This is a genomic window from Thermostichus sp. MS-CIW-30, assembly GCF_054058015.1.
In genome coordinates, this window is the sequence record NZ_JBSRZW010000032.1 from 20313 (window position 1) to 39025 (window position 18713).

14 protein-coding genes and 1 pseudogene are annotated in these 18713 nt (G+C 53.4%); 9 read left to right on the forward strand and 6 right to left on the reverse strand.

Going from position 1 to position 18713, the window contains the following annotated elements; genetic code table 11:
* Window positions 1–224: 224 nt before the first annotated feature.
* The gene (locus ACVWXW_RS12445) at window positions 225–347 is read right to left on the reverse strand and encodes a PepSY domain-containing protein (protein ID WP_414329089.1); all 123 of its coding nucleotides are present in this window, start codon (window positions 345–347) and stop codon (window positions 225–227) included.
* Window positions 348–872: 525 nt separating this feature from the next.
* Between ACVWXW_RS12445 and ACVWXW_RS12450 the strand changes: the two genes are divergently transcribed.
* Complete coding sequence (locus ACVWXW_RS12450) at window positions 873–1793, forward strand: branched-chain amino acid transaminase (protein WP_414343490.1); 921 nt, start codon at window positions 873–875, stop codon at window positions 1791–1793.
* Window positions 1794–1858: 65 nt separating this feature from the next.
* Window positions 1859–2377 carry a phosphoribosyltransferase gene (locus tag ACVWXW_RS12455; protein ID WP_414329088.1) on the forward strand — a complete coding sequence of 173 codons (519 nt, stop codon included), beginning with the start codon at window positions 1859–1861 and terminating at the stop codon, window positions 2375–2377.
* A gap of 23 nt (window positions 2378–2400) precedes the next feature.
* Here the strand turns inward: ACVWXW_RS12455 and ACVWXW_RS12460 are convergent, their stop codons facing one another.
* Both ACVWXW_RS12460 and ACVWXW_RS12465 read right to left on the reverse strand, forming a co-directional pair.
* Window positions 2401–3729: a hypothetical protein gene (locus ACVWXW_RS12460; protein WP_457404041.1), complete on the reverse strand. Its 1329-nt coding sequence runs from the start codon at window positions 3727–3729 to the stop codon at window positions 2401–2403.
* A 66-nt stretch (window positions 3730–3795) separates the two neighbouring features.
* A complete protein-coding gene (locus ACVWXW_RS12465; protein WP_457404042.1) occupies window positions 3796–6750 on the reverse strand; it encodes an O-linked N-acetylglucosamine transferase family protein in 2955 nt (984 codons plus the stop codon).
* A gap of 285 nt (window positions 6751–7035) precedes the next feature.
* On the opposite strand from ACVWXW_RS12465, the pseudogene ACVWXW_RS12470 reads away from it, so the two are divergent.
* From ACVWXW_RS12470 to ACVWXW_RS12485, 4 genes and pseudogenes are all read left to right on the forward strand, one after another.
* Window positions 7036–7164, forward strand: a pseudogene (locus tag ACVWXW_RS12470) (MerR family DNA-binding transcriptional regulator); the annotation flags it as partial.
* A gap of 403 nt (window positions 7165–7567) precedes the next feature.
* Complete coding sequence (locus tag ACVWXW_RS12475; protein WP_457404043.1) at window positions 7568–8218, forward strand: type IV pilin protein; 651 nt, start codon at window positions 7568–7570, stop codon at window positions 8216–8218.
* A gap of 741 nt (window positions 8219–8959) precedes the next feature.
* A complete protein-coding gene (locus tag ACVWXW_RS12480; protein ID WP_457404044.1) occupies window positions 8960–9916 on the forward strand; it encodes an O-linked N-acetylglucosamine transferase, SPINDLY family protein in 957 nt (318 codons plus the stop codon).
* Window positions 9917–10148: 232 nt separating this feature from the next.
* Window positions 10149–10871, forward strand: a complete 723-nt coding sequence (locus tag ACVWXW_RS12485; RefSeq protein ID WP_457404045.1) for a hypothetical protein — start codon at window positions 10149–10151, stop codon at window positions 10869–10871.
* Here ACVWXW_RS12485 and ACVWXW_RS12490 read toward each other — a convergent pair.
* The gene (locus ACVWXW_RS12490; RefSeq protein WP_457404046.1) at window positions 10868–13027 is read right to left on the reverse strand and encodes a serine/threonine protein kinase; all 2160 of its coding nucleotides are present in this window, start codon (window positions 13025–13027) and stop codon (window positions 10868–10870) included. The two genes, ACVWXW_RS12485 and ACVWXW_RS12490, sit on opposite strands and share 4 nt — an antisense overlap.
* A 369-nt stretch (window positions 13028–13396) precedes the next feature.
* On the opposite strand from ACVWXW_RS12490, the gene ACVWXW_RS12495 reads away from it, so the two are divergent.
* The 3 genes from ACVWXW_RS12495 to ACVWXW_RS12505 all read left to right on the forward strand — a co-directional run bounded on the left by ACVWXW_RS12495 (window position 13397) and on the right by ACVWXW_RS12505 (window position 16073).
* Window positions 13397–14365: an NAD(+) kinase gene (locus ACVWXW_RS12495; protein WP_457404049.1), complete on the forward strand. Its 969-nt coding sequence runs from the start codon at window positions 13397–13399 to the stop codon at window positions 14363–14365.
* Between the two features lie 45 nt (window positions 14366–14410).
* Window positions 14411–15049 carry a histidine phosphatase family protein gene (locus ACVWXW_RS12500; protein WP_414390208.1) on the forward strand — a complete coding sequence of 213 codons (639 nt, stop codon included), beginning with the start codon at window positions 14411–14413 and terminating at the stop codon, window positions 15047–15049.
* 64 nt (window positions 15050–15113) lie between these two features.
* Window positions 15114–16073 carry a patatin-like phospholipase family protein gene (locus ACVWXW_RS12505; RefSeq protein WP_457404047.1) on the forward strand — a complete coding sequence of 320 codons (960 nt, stop codon included), beginning with the start codon at window positions 15114–15116 and terminating at the stop codon, window positions 16071–16073.
* A gap of 103 nt (window positions 16074–16176) precedes the next feature.
* On the opposite strand, the gene ACVWXW_RS12510 is transcribed toward ACVWXW_RS12505, so the two are convergent.
* Window positions 16177–17220 carry a DUF58 domain-containing protein gene (locus ACVWXW_RS12510; protein ID WP_414413005.1) on the reverse strand — a complete coding sequence of 348 codons (1044 nt, stop codon included), beginning with the start codon at window positions 17218–17220 and terminating at the stop codon, window positions 16177–16179.
* A 264-nt stretch (window positions 17221–17484) separates the two neighbouring features.
* Entirely contained in the window at window positions 17485–18642 is a 1158-nt protein-coding gene (locus ACVWXW_RS12515; RefSeq protein ID WP_457404050.1) for a DegT/DnrJ/EryC1/StrS family aminotransferase, read from the reverse strand.
* Between the last annotated feature and the right edge of the window lie 71 nt (window positions 18643–18713).

Consider the following 18713-nt stretch of genomic DNA (forward strand, 5'->3'; position numbering starts at 1 on the left):
GCAAGACGGATAGACAGCATTCTAGCTCAGCCTGACCCCACCACCTGTCCCTAGCCAGCTGTCGAACCGGCTTCAGCCATCAGGCAGCTACCGTGTAGACGCTTTCCCCATGCCCAAAAGGAAAGGGATCCCCGGCTTTCGCAGTTCTCATTCATCAAGCAGTAACAGCTACAACCTTTTCCGGCAACGCTCACCCCCGCCTAGGCAAGGGCACCTCCTGAGTGCTAATCGTCGATATCGACAATGTCACCGGTAGTGGCATCGATCTTGACTTCAATATCGTTGGTAAATTTCACTTCCCAAACTAGGCGCCCATGTTTAAGCTCCAACTCATCTTTTTTGATCATTTTTTGATCACGGCATTGGGCACGGCAGATCGAGCGATCTGAATGGCTTCCTCAATGGGGATATCTGGAGCAAAAGATTGGGCAAAAGCAGCCCTCCGGCTCCCACCCGTCGACAGCATCGGGCTAGCGGGGGACAAAATGCGAAGCAAAAGTAAGGAAGCAATCGAAAGTTTTGCAGGCTTTATTTACAGCTGCTTGAGCAACCACCTCCTTACCCTACCACCCTGAGACCAAAGAAGCCTTGCCACAAGGAGCATTGCTGCCTTCGCAAGGAGTTCACCCCCTTTGCGTCATAGGGTGTAGCTGCTCGGCCCCTCTTCAGCTACGAACTGTTTGCTTCTCCAATCCAGCCCTCTCGGAAACTGACTGGCTAAACAACGCTGCTGCGGGGGAGAAATACCTCTACACCTATCCCGCGTGCTGCTACTACAGGCAGGGAAGTCATGCCGACGTTGGAGCTCCCGGCACTGCACGAATCGGTGATAATATTCCTACCTCTCATTCCTACCCCGGTGGGTGCCGACCATGCCAGATTTTCTGCCCTACGCCTACTTTCAGGGCCAGATTGTCCCCTTTGCTGAGGCGAAGATCTCCATTGCCACCCATGCTCTGCACTACGGGACAGCGGCGTTCGGCGGCCTACGCGGGATCCCAGACCCGCAAAACCCGGATCAAGTTCTGGTGTTCCGTCTGGATCGCCATTGCCGACGACTGAGTCAAAGCGCCCGCCTGCTCTGTTTTGATCTCCCTGCTGAACGGATTGAGCAGGTGATCGTCGAGCTGATCCGAAAAAACCGTCCCTCCACGTCTTTCTACATCCGCCCCTTGGTGTACACCTCCGACCTAGGCATCTCGCCGCGGCTGCACAACATTGAGAAAGACTTTTTCGTGTACGGCTTGGAACTGGGGGACTACCTCTCGCCAGAGGGAGTTAGTTGCCGCATCAGCTCTTGGGCCCGGCAAGAGGATCGCAGCCTACCATTGCGGGGCAAGATCACCGGCGCCTACATCACTTCCTCTTTGGCCAAAACCGAGGCGGCGCAGGCTGGCTATGACGAGGCCATTTTGATGAACTCCCAGGGCAAAGTGAGCGAAGCCTCGGGCATGAACATCTTCATCGTGCGCAATGGCGTGCTGATTACCCCCAGCTTCGACCAAGATATCTTGGAAGGGATCACCCGCGACAGTGTCCTCACCCTGGCCCGTGATCTGGGGATCCCTACCCAAGAACGGCCCGTTGACAAATCGGAGCTATTGATTGCTGACGAGGCCTTTTTAACCGGCACTGCTGCCAAGATTACGCCCATCCGCCAGATCGAGCAGTACGTCCTGCCCCCCTCCCGCCCCATCACCGAGCAGTTGCGGCAGAAGCTGACGGCAATTACCGAAAATCGGGATCCGGCCTATGCCCATTGGGTGAAGGTGATCCCTCTGAAAGAAAGCTAGTCCCTAGTCGAGGGGAGAAGCGTCATTATTAAACTGAGCACTCTAGATGGGTAGAGGGGGATCCCTTGCACGAAATTTCCATTACCTGGGCCGACTACCACCGCAAAATCGAGGAGTTGGCCGTCAAAGTCTACGAAAGCGGGTGGGAATTTAACCAAATCGTCTGTATTGCCAAGGGGGGGCTGCGCATCGGCGATACCTTGGCCCGTCTTTTCGACCTGCCCCTGGCTATTCTCTCAGCCTCTTCCTACTCTGGGCCCGGTAACCGCCAGCGGGGGCAACTGACCTTCTCGCGGGATCTAGCCATGACCACCGCCAACCTGGGCAGCCACGTGCTGTTGGTGGACGATCTGGCAGACTCTGGCATGACCCTAAAGCGCTCTGTCCACTGGCTCAAGCACCACTACGGCTTCTACATCGAGGAGATCCGCACCGGCGTACTGTGGTACAAGGCCGCCTCCGTCTATCAACCCGACTACTATGTGGACTATTTGCCGGATAACCCTTGGATCCACCAGCCCTTTGAGCCCTACGAGCAGATGACGCCCCAGCAGCTGATGCAGTTGCTACGCTCTTCCGGTTAACTTTTCTTTATCACCTCAGGGCTCTAACCAGTAGGAAACTCGAAGCGGGGCAGCTTATCCAGGGCAGGCTGGATCCCTGCGGGGATTCGCCCGTGAGTAAGGGGGTAGTAGTAATCAACCCGAGCCAGTAGTCGCTTCCACTGCTCAGAGTTAAGAGTTTTAACCAAAGAAATAGACGGCTCAACACTTAACTCGTGTCCCAAATCCATAAGCTCGATAGTAACGTTAGCTGCTGCGGCTTCCAGAACTGACTCCGCCATCCCGTAGTCTGGCTCTGCAGACACGATCAAAGCGTAATGCTGAGGATTGGAACTAAGCAGAATAGACTTTAGTAAAGGCTCCAAGCTTGCAGTAACTGATTCCCGAAGATTTGGATCCCAATCGGGAAAAAGAGCTAGATTAATCTGGCTTAGATAAATCCCTAAAGTAGTAAAACTCAGTTGCTCTGCGGAAGCAGGCGTCAAGCTTTGCTTCTGGTGTTCCAGCGAGGCATCGCTAAACTTTAAGCTCATTTCAATTTTCTCATCTTCAGTGGTCAATAGTACATGCCTTCCCTCTCTTTTACTATGGCTGGTTAGGTGTATGATAGAAATAGGAGTGTGAGGTAGGTAAGGCTCAACAAGTAGGTTTTGCCTTGGATCCCATTTTGGCAGTCCGTAGTGACAAGTCCAATTGCAATAGGCAGGTAGAAGTTCTGTTTCCTTAAGTAGCCCATCTAGATAGACCGCTACATTTAGAGCGAGTTGATCGGTTATGATAGAAGGTCTTCTAGCTAAAGCTTGAGAAAGCCGAAAGTCCCAAAGATCCCAGTGCTTGGCAGTATAGGACATTGCAAAAACACCAGCATTAAGGAGGGGGTACGTATGTAAGTCCTCGACACTCAGACTGGGAAAGTGGTATCTGTAAGCTTCACTAAGATCAATTAGGTAATCTTTTGGGCCATAGAGTAATCTATTCCCTCGGTCAATCTCCGGAACAATAGCTAGCCCTCGCTTTTTGCTTCGCTGGATGAGCAAGTCAATCCCGAACCAATCCTGAACCCAAGCATCTGCGTCAATCCAAATATAAACTTCATAGTCTGGAAAGTACCTACGTAGCCGGGGCCGAGCTAGTAATCCCCGCAGATAAGAAGGCACACTCTCAACTCCAGCAAAGTTATAGTTCCAATCCGGCTCAACAATGTAATTGACGTGTTTTGAAAGCCAGTCTACTTGCTCAGGGGTACAGCCCAAATCGAAGAAGCCTATCTCAACAGATTTACCCTGCTCCTTACCTCGGATGGAAAGAACAGTTCCCTGCACTAGATCGAAGAACTTGGAGTCGGCTGCGGTGATAATAACTACTGATTTCATACCAAAAGATAGTTAGGGAGATAGGAATTGCCTAGAACCAGACAACTTTTTTTATTTTAATTTAATTTACTTGGTCGCAATTATGTTTAGACTAACAGGTTTACCGAAAACAACCATTTCACTACAGTCATTAAATAAGCCGAACCGATCTACCTTGCGGATAATCCGAAAGCCTGCCTGAGTCAGCAACATGAACAGATATTCCCACGAGAGACCAACTTTGTGATAGTCATGCTCATCTGTCTGTTCACCAAACATCATGCGCATAATACTAAATCGCTGCTCGGCGGAAGCTCCTTCCTCCATATAAAGGTGACAAAGAGTAGGTAAGTCAGGAACACTAATCATTAACTGGCCACCGAAATGTAAAACTCGATGCCACTCTTTGAGAACAACAGGCAATTCTCGCACATAGTCGAAGTGCTCCAGAACGTGGGAGGCGTAGATGGCTTCTACGGAGTTGTCTTCAAATTGACTGAGATCCATAGCGTTGCCAACGTAATCCACGTACTCTCTTGGTTGGATGTCTAGGATCTTCCAGTCTGGATGGGGATCTTTTCCCCCGATATGAAGGCGGATACGCTGACTGACCTGGAGTCTAGGTTCACCCCCGTCTAGAGGAGGAACCTGGTCGATAATCTGATGTTTATGAGCCAGATCAAAATAGGTCTTTTCAATAGCCATAGCCAAACGTTTTGGATCCCAGATGATCGACTTACTGTAGGACTCTCGAATAGTCTGTTTGGCCTTGGCCAGTCGCTCTGGATTGTTAGCCAGCTGGATTCCTCGCTCAATAAATTCTTCAACTGACCAGGTAATACAGTCATCAAGACCTATATTCCTAAGTAAGCTATAGCTCATTCGACCAAAATAATGTCTGCCAACCAAGGTCAACACCGGCAAACCCATATACAAGGCCTCCATCGTGTGAGTGGCGCCTGTGTATGGAAATGTATCTAGCATTAGATCAAACAGCCCCAGCTGACCGCGGTGTAGACCCGTATACTCCGTTCTAGCTAGAAAGCGAACTCGATCCTCCACTCCTAGCGCTCTAGCTCTTTTCCGGTACATTTCAATCATTGATGGAGCTTCTCCCTTGCCTTTCACAACCAGTATCGAGTTAGGGGAGTTTAGCAAGACTTGTAGGTGAGCTTCCACACATTGATCATTGCGCTTGTATGCATGAGCAGCCGTAAAGAGAAGAACATTTTCAGAGGTAACACTCAGGGCTCTAGAAAATATCTGATGATCTTGAGGATCTACAGCAAAGTGATTGACAGCTGCATAAGCAGGCAATCGAACTAATTCCTCGCGATAATCATCTTGAGCTTCATCGGGAAGCAGGTATGGATCAACAAAGAAATAGTCTAGGGATTGCAGGCCAGAAGAATCTCCCCCTAGCCAACTGCACTGGATAGGCGCACAACGGTATGCCATAACGTAGTTACTAACTCGATCTGTCAACGAGTCAAGGTGAACAAGAATATCGAGATTATCACCCCTTATTATTTCCAGAATTTCTTTTATGCTCAGGTTTTTAGAAAGATGACGGAAGTGAGCTTTGTGAGATATAAAGCTTTGGTAAATAGGGTCAATAGAGAGAAGTTCTTCTGTTGCCAGGCCCATCAAGTAGTAATAGTAGACTTCTACTCTCTCAGGATCATGAGAAGCTAGCACCTGATGAGACATAACGCCCACTGAGTGGCTCATGAAACATATGCCCAGATAGCCTATCCTTAGCTTTCGGAAAGACGATCCTCTGTGCTCAGTGGCCAGACTTCTGAGTTCGCTGTTGAGTTCGCTGTCTAAGTTATCCAAGCATAAATCTTTTCGATACGATAAAAGAATAAGTTGAAGTATATCTGCAGAGAGGTTGGTTAGCTTTCGTATAGCTTTCCTGTCATCACTGATGTAGTTGATAAAAAAGCATACAGAAAACATGAAAGCTCGGGCAAGATTCTGAATGTTATCATCCACCGGTTCTTGGTTGAGAAGCTTGTCCCTTATAGATTGCAGACTTTCCAATGGCCATAGGTTTAGAAACTTGTCAATCACAAGCCTTACTTTGTCTGTGAGAGCGGCTTTAGCAAACAGCGCCATAGCATTTTCTAGTAAGTAGATAAAGCTGGCAGATCTTTCATCTTCTTCGGAGGCAAGCGAAAGCAGCTTTTCAGCTACAACTGAGTAGCCTAGGCTTGTCGATTCTTCCATTAGCATGGAAATTAACTGGATCCCATAGCCAGTTAGCCAATCCTTTGGTGTAGAGAACTTCTTGTAAGATTCGGATCTTTCAGGAAGGTAAATTTCTGATAGCAGAGACAATGCTGCCATGATCGAGCGGTGCTGTGGCTGCGGAGTCTTTTGAGCAAAGGCTTCTAAGAGATCAAAAAAGATCTCAAGATATCCCTCATCTAGTAGGTTGCGAACAACATCTAGAAAGAGAATTTCTTGCGATAAGTCAGTAATTTCTAAACCAGAGCTTATGCTTTCAGCTACTGCGGAGGAGTAAGCAAGAATTGCTAGTTCGTCTTCTCGTTTAATTGCGTCATAGAGCAAAAGTAGGTTATTGGATTTTTGCAGGGGATCTAGCTCAAAAATAAGTTCTCTTATTTTTAGCGACTGGTCATAAGTGATCTTTGATTGGTAAACAGGCTGCTTGCCAGATAAGGAGGCAATTTCCTGCGCTGCCTCGAGCATTAGTGAGATCAGCTCCTCTCGGCTGATTAAAGAAACATTCAATAAAGCCATGTAGAGGGAGTAGGCTTTTCTAGGCTCCACGTATAAAAGTCTACGAATTGCCATTTGTGTGGCTTCTTGGTGCGTTTCTAAAGTCTCTTCCCAGACAATGTTGGATTCGGGGTAGATAACTTTTGTTAGGGCTTGCCCCCATTCTGAAGGAGAGAGAGTGCCGACATAGACCCTAACCCAATCTCGGAAGTCTATTTCAGAGCAAGCAAGGGCAGCTCGTCCCTGAGCAGCAATCTCATCTATAACAGCGGAGTTAGAGGGTGACATTGACATAGGCAGGCAGTAGGACTGGCTGGCCTGATTATACGACGACTGTAGGAGTTGGGCTAAGCGGGTTTAGCTAGGCTGGTTATGGCCTTCCCTGGCTTTCAGGCCAGCTCTGTGGCTAACCTGACCCCCATGCTGCCCTGGGCTGCCCTGGAGATCAAACGCTGCAGGAGACGCACTTGGCAGGCAGTTGCCTAGGGCACAACCCCACCAGGCGAGCATGACTCTAGTCAATGATACGCTTGACTATACTGAAAATAATGTACAGTATGTTCAGTATGGCTGCTTGGTATGGCTAGGTATGTAAAACCGAGAGAAGCGGCGGATTATTTTGGGGTGTGTCTCCACACTTTGAGGCGATGGGAACAGAAAGGCTGGATCAATGCAATACGTACACCATCCGGTAGGGCGAGCATGTTTCTAACCTTCAAAATCCTGAACTTTGCTGAATTTACTGAGCTTTAGGCGGTTTGACAAAAGTCACTGAGAGGGATATACTAGACAAGGCTCACGATCCTTGAGTCAACCGCAACGGTTGCCGGGAAGTGAAGAGGAAGTGCTCTGGGGTATTCCTCAGGGCTTTGCGGGATACCGCCTTTCTGTTCGGACTCCGTCCCGCTAACGCGAACGGAAATGGACAGAATGCTATCGCTTCACCGCTGAGCAGTAATGCTCAGCGGTGTTCGGCGTAAATGTATCAGTCCTCCTCTGGAAGTGCTCGCAGAGACTTGTCTTTAGGATGTTATGAGCTTGGCTGAAAGTGGGTAGGCTAGTACTGGCAAGTGAAGGCCAGCATAAATCTAGCAAGGAGAGGTACTGGATCATGAGTGCAAAGCTTCGTCAATCTCTGCTCCGTGCGAAAATCTCGCAGTTTCTGCTCTCTAGGGCTAAGGGCTTTACCCTGATCGAGCTATTAGTCGTCATTGTGATTGTGGGTGTCTTGACTGCAGTCGCAATTCCACAGTTTCTCAACCAGATTCGTCGCTCTCGTGTGGCAGAGGCGCAGGCTGCCCTGACTGATGTCTCTCGCGGCTCAGAGGCCTATCGCCTGGACTGGACCAGCTACCCTACAGCGTATTCAGTGATTGCTCGGGGTTGTAATAGCAATTGGTGCGGCCCAATGAAAGACAAGTACCAGAATGATCCCTGGTCTGCCCCCAACTACGGCGCTCCTGCTATGTTTGCCGATACTCCTGCCCAGCGCGGCCTGATCATTGCGGTTCTGGGTAATACAGCCGTGAACCCTGCTTATGTAAACGCGGGTGGGAAACCCATTCTCTGCGAGCTTGGCCTTGGGAAGGGGGAGAAGGTTGTAGCCATTACCAGCGCCTACTACGTTGGAAAGTCTTGTAATGTCTTCGCTGATAACAATTCAGGTGTAAATATACTCCCCGAGGGCTTGCAGATGGATCCCTATGGTACAGGCATTATCAAGTATGCCCTGACTGAGAAGACCGCTACAACATCATTTTAATTAGTGGTCTATCTCCAATTCCTAGGGCTCCAGAAAGGGGCCCTTTTCTGTTTCTAAAGTCATTGTCTCTCTAGTTTGCTCGGCTCTAGAATGAGACAGGGTGAGCTAGAAGTAAGACGGTTGGCTTAACAGTCCGGAGGGTTTGAAAACAGGGAGCGAAATGTTCTGTCTTGTGCATCTGCTGCGTCTGTTGGAGTAAGATAGCCAAAGAATTCATCCTTGAAAGAATTCATCCTTGGATGATAAAAGCTACAGACTTGGATGATAAAAGCTACAGATGATTTGGATGTAAACTACCCGACCCTGACTGCTTCACAGTACGGGACAGGCTTTTAGTAGCCCTGCAGTTGGCAAGCCAACCACGGACCTCTGGGGTGGTTTACTGCACCCCCAATCGACTGTTACCAGTGCCCTAAACAGCTGTTTCTGGTGTCCGCAATATTAGTATAACACAAAGCAAATAAAGTTGTACATTCTCCCAACACTGACTTTATGAGTACAGCGCGGGGCTCCTGCGATTTCTAGCTGAAAGCGAAGCTCCACAGCCTCGAGTCCTTCTCAGCTGACCAATTGCCCCCGACTATGTTCCACCTCCTGTTTTCTCTCGTCGGCAGGTGACTTTATGTCCGAAAGGAAAGCTCGGAAGGCGTGTGGGATTCTCCCCTGCTCCACAGGATTTAGTTAACTGCCCAGCGGAAGTTTCAAGTTTTCGCCTATCACTTGGATCCCAGAACCGACTTCATGACAGACCGGTATCGTCAATATGCCGATGTGTTTCGACACATTCCCACCGGACTTGAGGATGCAGCCCGACAAATCCTGCAGGATCAGTTGGATATTTTGGTGTATTTGGAGATCGGCCTTTCGCCTCTCATTCTGCAACTGGCTTCCCTGCGACTGGCACCGATACAGTGCTCCACTTGGGCTCATCCTGTAACTTCTGGGCTTTCTACGATTGACTATTTCCTCTCCAGCGATTTAATGGAGCCAGAGGATGCTCAAGAACATTATAGTGAAACCCTGATTCGTTTACCTCATTTGGGCACTTGCTTTGAAAAGCCGGTTTTGCCGCAGCAAAAGCGCTATCGTGAGGATTTCGGCCTGCGCAGAAACGCAGTGGTTTACCTAGCTTGTCAATACTTGGGTAAATATCTGCCCCAATATGACTATCTTTTTGCCGCTATTGCTCAGCGAGTGCCCAACGCTCAGTTTGTCTTCTTGGCTCTGCCCAATGCTGCCATTGCTCGACAATTTCAGCAACGGCTCACCCGGGCTTTTTCCCTGTACGGTCTCAATGCAGAAGACCACTGTCTGGTTCTGCCTGGATTAGACCATCAAGACTACTTGGATCTCAACCGCTGTGCGGATCTCATGTTGGATTCCTACGGCTGGTCAGGTGGGATCACCACCCTAGAAGCCGTTGCGATTGGGTTACCTGTAATCACTTGCCCTGGAAAGCTGATGCGGGGCCGGCATACCTATGCCATTCTCAAAAGAATGGGGCTGGACAGTTTAATTGCCTCGGATCTGAAAAGCTACGAGGATTTGGCCGTAAAACTGGGATCCGATTCTGAGTTTCGCTACCACATGGCTGAGGAGGTTCGGCAGCGATGCCACCTACTCTTCGAAGATCGAGAATGTGTGGCAGCCCTGGCCCATTTCTTCCTCACCAGGAAGCCCGACGCCAGTAGTGGTTAGCCCACTGCGAAAAAGGGTTTTGCTCTGGATCCCTTCCTGAGGACAAAATTGGCTCAACGGCCCCACTACGCCCTTGAAGCTCCCTTCTCGAGGTCAACAGCGGAACAGCCCCCCCAGGCCGGTGCAAGCCTAAACGTGGGAAAATCCTGTCAGTGATCTGCATTTTGCTGAGAATTGCTCAGAGCATCGTAATCTAGAGGAACATTGACATCCGGTGTCCGGAGGAGTGCTTATGCCAGGGCCAGCATCGAATGCTTCTAGAGCTCCGCAGGGATCCCTGCAGAGGGTTTTCTTGGGCCTTTTGGCCTCAGCTGCGGTTTTGGCAGGCTGTGGAGGAAGTGGAGGGAGTACAATACCGCCTCTGGTGAACGTCTGCGAACAAGCCTTCAGTCCAGGCCTTTTTGCATCGATTGGTCTGCGCCGACAGGGGGATAGGCGCAGTGGAACCTTGGGGCCGAATAGCCTTTTGGAGTATTATTTTGATGAGAGGGGCAATATTCAAAATGCCCGGGAATTCCCACCCCCTCCCGGCACGTTTACCTTCTATTCAGATGCGTTTCTTTACTTTCCCTCTGCAGCCAACGTTACCGGGGTTACAATCCGGCTGACCAGCCCGGTTTTCGACCCGCTATTGGTCATCGGCAGCTATGACAGCAACCGGAGATTGGATCCTGACGTTTTTGTAAATGATGATGCTGCCCCTGGCAACTTTACCACCTCTCAGCTAACCATCCCCGTGCGGCAAAACCGCTGCTACTTGCTCCGGGTGGAAAGCTACTGGGCGCAAAATGCCTCTCCAGCCGCTGGGCCGGGCAGCCCTGGGCGAGGCCCTTACACCATCGAAGTTGTGAGCGAAAGCTTTGCTGCTCCTCCTCCACCGCCTCAACGGCAACAGAAACCGGACGATAGGGAAGACGGCGGCGGCGGAGACCGAGGGGGGGGTGTCGGCCTCTAGCTCTGGCGGGTGAGCTTGATGGCAAAGTCAGCGCTGCCACAGGTGGCTCTGCCGCGAATCACGCGCCCGTCAGGGCTGACCGTGCCACTCCAAGCAACGGTTGGGGTACCGCTACCCCCTATCCTGCCGCTAACAGAAAGTTGGCTGCCGATGAGCTGGCCACTGCGCTCAGAAAAGCTGGGGGAGGAAACGCTGATCTGGTTGCCCTCCTGACGAATGGAGACGGTTTCCTGGACGCCAGCCGCAACATTGACCTTGCACAGGGATCCCTGCCAGATAAAAGATCCTCCCTCGTAAAGCCACTCGCCGCTGAGGGCCAGCTCTGCCGCAGGTGTTGGCGTTGCCGGGGCAGGTGTGGCAGTGGGAGTAGGAGGTGGAGGCGGGGTGGGGGTAGGAGTGCGGGGGACAAGTGGGGTGAATCGAGGGATAGGGGTAAGCGTCGGTGTCGGAGTGGGTGTTGGTGCTGGAGTCGGGGTGGGTGTCGGTCTCGGAGTGGGTGTTGGCGCTGGAGTCGGGGTGGGCGTCGGCGTCGGCGTCGGGGTGGGCGTTGGCACCGGAGTGGGTGTTGGTGCTGGAGTCGGGGTGGGTGTCGGCGTTGGAGTGGGAGCAGGTTCGAGTGTAGGTGTTGGGGTTACTTCAGCGGTAGGGATCGGATCCGGTTCTTCCCGGCTATCGCGGATCGTTGGGCGTGGCCACAGCAAAAAGGCGGCCAGCAAAGCCATAACGCCCAGGGATCCCCCGGCCAAAACCCACTTCAGGTTGCTGTCGGAAGGTTGCAGAACCGTTTGGGGGGCAGCTTGCCGCAGAGGGCGAGTGCGGGGAGTATCGGTTCGTGCCGGCGTGGCAGGGCGAGCGACAGGGGGATCCTGAACGGTCGGGAGAGCGTTGCTGGCTGGGATCACTGTGGAGGGCGTTTTGGGAGTTTCATCCTCACTTTGGGGGGAGGGATCCGGTGTTTCCGGCGGAGCTTCTGCTGAGGAGGGTTCCCGCTCGGTGATGTAATAGGGGATCCCTGCACCTGGGGAGGGGGGAGAGACCGGCTCATCTTCGATGAGATCCAGATCCTCATCGCGGATATCTTCAAAGGCTCCAGAAGCCGATCCTGTATTGCGGGTGGTTTGGATTGGTGGCTTGGGGTCAGAAGAGGGTGGAGCATCCCGTTGAGCCTTAGCGCTGCCGGTGGGCAGGATCACAGTGCTGGCTTGGCCACTAGAGAGTTGGGTGGTTGCCGTCAGGTCATAGGCTTGCAGCAGTCGTTCCCCCAGCTCCCGCATCGTTTGCGGTCGTTCGTCTGGGTTTTTTTTCAGGCAATCCATCACCACGGCTGCTAAAGGGGGTGGGATCGGCTGGGGGGCTGCCTTCGGGTTGATCTCGATTGGGCTTTCGTAGCAATGGGCGTGGATCCAGCTGTGCAGGGAGTCGGTTTCCAGCTGAAAGGGCATGGATCCCGTCAGCATCTCGTAGAGCACTACCCCAAAGGAGTAGATATCCGAGCGGGCATCCAAGGCTTTGCCCCGTATCTGTTCGGGAGAGGCGTAGCGAGCTGTGCCGATAAATCCTCCCCCTTTTTGGGTGCCCAGGCTGAGGGTGTGATCCGCCAGGGTTTTGGCCACGCCAAAGTCGAGGATTTTCAGTTGGGGGATAAGCTTGCCATTTTGAAAAACTTGCTCGATGAAGAGGTTGCTGGGTTTGATGTCGCGATGGATAACGCCTCGAATCTCGCGACCCTCTACCTTGGCCTGAAACGTGTGGGCAAAGTGCAGCCCCTCACAGGCCTGCAAGGCTAGTCGAACGGCTTGTCGAACCGGCAAAGCCCCTTTTTCTCGGATCAGCTTGCCCAGATCCTGCCCCTTGAGGTACTCCATCACCAAGTAGGCCTGCTCCCCCTCTTGGCCGTGATCCAAAACCTTGACGATGCGAGGATGCTGGCCCAAGAGGGTGCTGACGCGGATCTCTTCGGCAAAGCGACGGCGCAAGTCTGTCTGGAAGTCGCCCCGGCTCAGCAGCATGGGGGCATATAAGATCTTGACAGCTACCTCTTGGCCGTTGTTGTGTAAGTCTAAGGCGCGGAAGACGGATCCCATACCACCGCTACCAATTTCTTGAATCAGCTGGTAGCGGTTGCCCAAAATGCGGTTGGTGAGATCTGCGGTCATGGGTTTGCAGCTTGGAGAAGAGGAATTACAGGGGAAATGTCCATACCATAAACCGAATTGCTGAGGTCTGCACCAGCCTACGCCGGTGGCTGAACTCAGGGATCCGGATTGGGGCCATCTGTTGGAAATGGCGGGGTTTTCAGTTGATTCTTCAAGGTGACTTCTCAGATTTACTTAACTGTTACTTAAAAGTTGTAGAAGAAAGCTCTGGCGGGGGCAGTGACGCTCAAGGGAGAGCTGCGGTGATCGGTTTCACCGTCCAAGAGAACATTTTCTGGTTAACTTTGGGGGGGATAGTCTGGATTATCCTGAGCAATCCCCAGTCTGAAGAAGGGGACAATCGACAGGGATCCCTTGATGAGGTTGACCATGGACTTGGGCTTGGTGGTGATTGCCTACAAAGAGGGGGATCGGGAGAGCAAAGCCGCCTGCCAGAGGTGTGCGGAGCAGTTGCGCCGGCGCGGTGTTACGGTGTTGACAGCTCCCACCGGCTTGCACCACAACCCCTACCCAGTCTTTTTGGAGGCCACCTCGGATCCCATCGATCTGGCGGTGGTGCTGGGGGGAGATGGCTCGGTGTTGGCGGCGGCACGATACCTGGCTCCCCATGGGATCCCGATTTTGCCGATCAAAGCGGGGGGTAGGCTGGGGTTTTTGGCCCAGTCAGAGCGGGTGCTGCAACAGGATCCCTGGGATCGCATTCAGGCAGGGGATTTTTTCTTGCAAGCCCGCACGATGTTGCAAGCCCAGATTTGGGAACAGCCGCAGTTGGGGCAAGGGGATCCCTTGGCCGCCCGTGGAGAGGGAAAACCCCAGGGCCGCCCGGCCAGCGAAGTCTACTATGCCCTCAATGAGATCTGCCTGAAGCCAATCAACCGAGAACGGCTGCCTGCCGCGATCATGGAGATCGAGGTCAACGGAGAGATTTTGGATCAGTACCACGGGGATGGCGTGCTGGTGGCCACACCGACGGGATCCACCTCTTACACTCTGGCAGCCAATGGCCCCATCCTCGAGCCCACCCTCGACGCCATCATCATCACCCCTATTTGTCCCCTGAGTTTGTCTAGCCGTCCTATTGTCATCAGCGGCACAGCCAGGGTGGACATTTGGCCTCTTGCCGATCCCGAAGGGTTGACCCGCCTGTGGACAGATGGCGTGTTGGCTCAGTCGGTGAATCCCGGCCAGTGGGTTCACATTCAGCAAGCGCCTACACCGGCCAAGCTGATGATCCTGGAAAAAGAGCTCTCCTACTTTCGCACTCTGCGGGAAAAATTGCAGTGGGCGGGCAGCCGCATCTACATCCCCACCACCAACCACCGCCCCGAGGGGGGATAAGGAGAGCTAGAGTGGCGAAGTTCACCACCCATCCGCACATCTCCCATGAGCCTGAGACTTTACCTCCTCAGACACGGCGAAACTCCCTACAGCCGTTCCGGCAGCTTTTGCGGCGCTCTCGATCCCGACCTCACCCCCGAAGGCAAACAAATGGCAGAAGCCTTTGCCGCAGCCTATGCTGGGATCCCTTGGCAAGCTCTCTACGTCAGCCCAATGCGGCGCGCCTTGGCTACCCTAAGCCCCCTGGCCGAGAAAGTTGGCTTGCAGATGCAGATTCGAGAGGGCCTAAGAGAAATTCACTACGGCGAGTGGGAGGGCAAAACCCACGCTGAGGCGCAAGAAGCCTACCCAGAAGCCTATTGGCGCTGGATGACCGAGCCGGCCTGGAACGCCCCTCCGGGGGGCGAAACCGCCGTGCAAATTGCCAATCGGGCCATGCCGGTTGTGGCCGAGATCCAGGAAAAATGGACAGGCGGCCACGTCTTGATCGTCTCCCACAAGGCCACCATTCGGGTTATTCTCTGCAGCCTGCTGGGCATCGACCTGGGTCGCTACCGGGATCGCATTGAGGTTTTGGCCGCCTCGGTCAGCGTGGTCAAGTTCGACCGCTATGGCCCCCTTCTGGAAATCTTAGGGGAACGCAGTTATCTGCCTTCCGATCTGCGGGAAAGGGCAGGTACCTAATTGTTAGAGGGAGCAAGGTTTAGGATTCTTGAGGTCTTTTGGGTCTCTTTTTGAGGGAGCAATCATGGGCAAAAAACTGGGATTAGCACTGGGCAGCGGCGGAGCGAGGGGATGGGCTCATATTGGTGTGATTCGAGCTCTAGAGCGGGCTGGGATCTCCGTTGACTACATTGCTGGGACGAGCATTGGCGCTTTTGTGGGAGCCATTTATGCAGCGGGAGAACTGGATGAGCTGGAAGACTTTGTGCGAGATCTCAACTGGAAGATGATCCTGTCTTTGTTTGATGTGGTCTTTCCCACCTGTGGCCTGCTGGATGGCAACAAAATTTATGAGCTGCTGACAGAACATTTGCAAGAGCTGTGTATTGAAGAGGCCGGGATCCCCTTTTGCTGTGTGGCTACCGACTTGATCACAGGCCAGGAGGTGCTGTTGCGTTCGGGCAAAATGGCAGATGCCGTGCGGGCCAGCATCTCTATCCCAGGGATCTTTACACCCTTTTACTACGAAGGGCGCTATCTCGGAGATGGGGGCATTGTCAACCCGGTGCCAGTGCGGGTGGTGCGAGAGATGGGGGCCGATGTTGTTGTTGCGGTCAATCTCAACCATGTGGATCCCGCGGATGTGGAGTCGCAACTGGAAGAAACAGAGGTGGAAGAAACCCTTCAACGGCGACAGCGCTTGAATGCTGAAGGAGAAGTGATCGAAGAAGAAACCAACTTCATCACCCGCATTCGCAAACGCTATCAATCCCTACAACAAGGGATCCAAGAAAAAATTAGCCAATGGTTTCCAGATGAGCCCTCTGGTCCCAATATTTTCGACGTTATTGGCAAGACGTTGAACGTGATGGAGCAAATCGTTACCCGCAGTGTTTTAGCCGAACATCCGCCGGATTTGCTCTTGCAACCCAAGCTGAGCCAGTATGGGATCTTCGATTTTCATCAAGCAGATCCGATTATTCAGGAGGGCTATCGACAAATGCGGCGGGCCATTCCAGAATTGCGACAAAAGTTGGAGCAGTGAACCACCACTTCTTCAGCAGTTTAACCTAAAGCTTTGCAAGGATCTGCGCCCAAGCTTTCCAAACAATCTCAGATGGATCCTGCTATCAAAATGGGCCTGAAGCTCACTCAATTGGGATAAATTGCAACAGCGATCCCGTGTGGATGAGATGGGCCGGGGCAGATTTTCCATCCTGGTCGGGATGGGCCAGCAGCACACAGCGATCTTGAGGGGTGAGGTCAAACTTGACAGAGGGATCAGGTTCTCTTTCCAGTGGAGGGCTGAGCTGGGGATCCCCGACAAAAGTAAGTCGTGCCAACACGGTCAGCAGGTGATCTTGATGGGCCAGGTCTGACCCAAAAGGAGTCCGCTCTTGTAACGTAACAAGTGCTACCGGGTAACCTTCTCGCATCAAGTAGAAGAGGATCCCGGCACAGCGCTCTACAGCTCGCTCCAACTTGTCTCGATGGATCTCGGGCCTCTCTTTCTGGGGCTGCCAGCGGTTTTCAAAACAGAGGGTGATGGCCTGGGCTCGTGGACGCTCCAACTCCCGCACGATCAGTTGATCCCGTTTGGCCGAGATCTTCCAGTGGACAGAACGCACATCGTCGTGGGGTCGGTAGGGCCGTAAGCTCAGGTAGTCTCCCTCTCGACCGGGCTGGGGGCGCAATTGGTTGCCGCTGCTGAGCTGATCCCACAGCGCCAATCCTTGAACCGGGGCGAGCCGCGGAAACACGATCACCGTTTGGGGATCCCTAATCTCTACCGCCTTGCGGAAGAGTTCAAATGGAAAACTGGTGGCAACTTCAAAACCCTGCAACTGCCAGACTCCCCGCTTTGAAAAAGTATGCTGATAAAAAGTGTCCACCTTGGCACCGGGATCCACCCGCAAAACATAGCTGGAAGGCCAATCTTCCCGCCTCAGCCCCTCAATGCGTTCGCTCACCTGCAACGAGAAGCTGGGCAGGCGCCGTTTGCGATTGACCAGCGTGAGACCCACCAAGACAGGCTGGCCGGCGAAAATGCGGCTAGGCAACTGCCGGCTGACCTCCAGATCTTTGAGGGTGAGATCAGAGAGGGTGCCACTGATGAGAATAAGGCTGAGCAGCATCCCCAGCAACAAGTACAGGGGATTGTTGCCGGTGTTGAAAGCAGCAATACTTACCAACAGGGCGATCCCGACAAACCGCCCCCCAATACGGGTGAAGCGGAAGCGGCGCAGAAAACGAACCTGGCGCCTTGATTCCTGCTCTGAGGAGAAGATCCCCAGGTTTCCCGTCTGTTGAAGTAGTGGAAGAACTAGTTTTCGGCTTCGTTTCCACAACACCGCAGTCCCCTCATCACTCCTTCATCCCCGGCCCCTCTCCAAAGGAGAAAGAGGTCTGGAATCTACAAGCTGCTTCAGTGTAATTTGAAATCACCATAACCAGTGCTACGGGCAGGTTTTTTCTGAGAGGATTTCAGCAATGGCCGCAGCCACCCGCTCTTGTTGACAGGTGGTCAACTCAGGAAAACACGGCAAAGACAACACCTGAGCCGCACATAGCTCGGCATTGGGCAGATCCCCCCGCCTGTAGCCCAGCCCTCGGTACACCGGCTGCAGCGGCAACGGCAGAGGATAGTAAACCCGACTGCCAATGCCCCGCTCCTTCAGACCCTGCTGCAAATAGTCCCGCCGCCGCCCATCCGTCGCCTCAGAACCCACCACCCGCACCGTGTACTGGTGCCACACCGAGTTCCCCCCCACCCCCACCTGGGGCAACATCAAGCCCGGGATCCCTTGCAGCAAGCGGTGGTAACACTCCGCAATCCCCTGCCGCCGCCAGTTCCACTCCCGCAGATAAGGCAACTTCACCGAGAGAATCACCGCCTGCAGCGCATCCAAACGACTGTTGAGACCCAGATACTCGTGGTGGTACGGACGGGTCTGCCCATGCTCCCTGAGAGCCCGCACCCGCCTGGCCAGTTGGGGATCCCGCGTCACCACCGCCCCCCCATCCCCAGCCGCACCCAGATTCTTGCTGGGAAAAAAGCTGAAGCAGCCCACCTCCCCCCAAGTGCCCACCGGCCTGCCCCCCCAACAGGCCCCCACCGCCTGGGCACAATCTTCCACCACCGCCAAGCCGTGCCGCCGGGCAATAGCCAGAATCTGGGTCATGTTGGCCGCCTGCCCAAACAAATGCACCACCACCACCGCCTTGGTGCGGGGGGAGATGCTCCTTTCCAGCAGCTGCGGATCCAGGTTAAAGGTGCACGGATCCACATCCACAAACACCGGACGCGCCCCCACCCGGCTGATGGCGGCAGCCGAGGCAAAAAAACTAAAGGCACTGGTGAGCACCTCATCCCCCGCCTGGATGCCCAAAGCCTGCAAAGCCAACACCAAGGCATCGGTGCCGGAATTGCAGCCGACGGCCTCCAAAGAGCCACCCCCCAAAAACTGGGCAAACTGCTCCTCAAAGCGCTGCACCGCCGCCCCGCCGATGTACTGGCCAGAGGCCAGCAGCGCTTCCAGCTGCGGCTGCAACAGCCCGGCCAAAGCGCGGTACTGCCCCGTCAAATCCAGCAGCGGAATCGGCTCCTCCGTCATGGTGCTGCCTTTGGAGAAGGTGGCGGCCACAGCCCATCATCGCGGATGAGAGCCTGGGTAGACAACGCTCT

Bases quoted from the DNA above. Each gene is read 5' to 3' on its own strand.
- ACVWXW_RS12445 (WP_414329089.1), bottom strand. From the start codon at position 347: ATGATCAAAAAAGATGAGTTGGAGCTTAAACATGGGCGCCTAGTTTGG.
- ACVWXW_RS12450 (WP_414343490.1), top strand. From the start codon at position 873: ATGCCAGATTTTCTGCCCTACGCCTACTTTCAGGGCCAGATTGTCCCC.
- ACVWXW_RS12460 (WP_457404041.1), bottom strand. From the start codon at position 3,729: ATGAAATCAGTAGTTATTATCACCGCAGCCGACTCCAAGTTCTTCGAT.
- ACVWXW_RS12465 (WP_457404042.1), bottom strand. From the start codon at position 6,750: ATGTCAATGTCACCCTCTAACTCCGCTGTTATAGATGAGATTGCTGCT.
- ACVWXW_RS12475 (WP_457404043.1), top strand. From the start codon at position 7,568: ATGAGTGCAAAGCTTCGTCAATCTCTGCTCCGTGCGAAAATCTCGCAG.
- ACVWXW_RS12480 (WP_457404044.1), top strand. From the start codon at position 8,960: ATGACAGACCGGTATCGTCAATATGCCGATGTGTTTCGACACATTCCC.
- ACVWXW_RS12485 (WP_457404045.1), top strand. From the start codon at position 10,149: ATGCCAGGGCCAGCATCGAATGCTTCTAGAGCTCCGCAGGGATCCCTG.
- ACVWXW_RS12490 (WP_457404046.1), bottom strand. From the start codon at position 13,027: ATGACCGCAGATCTCACCAACCGCATTTTGGGCAACCGCTACCAGCTG.
- ACVWXW_RS12495 (WP_457404049.1), top strand. From the start codon at position 13,397: ATGGACTTGGGCTTGGTGGTGATTGCCTACAAAGAGGGGGATCGGGAG.
- ACVWXW_RS12500 (WP_414390208.1), top strand. From the start codon at position 14,411: ATGAGCCTGAGACTTTACCTCCTCAGACACGGCGAAACTCCCTACAGC.
- ACVWXW_RS12505 (WP_457404047.1), top strand. From the start codon at position 15,114: ATGGGCAAAAAACTGGGATTAGCACTGGGCAGCGGCGGAGCGAGGGGA.
- ACVWXW_RS12515 (WP_457404050.1), bottom strand. From the start codon at position 18,642: ATGACGGAGGAGCCGATTCCGCTGCTGGATTTGACGGGGCAGTACCGC.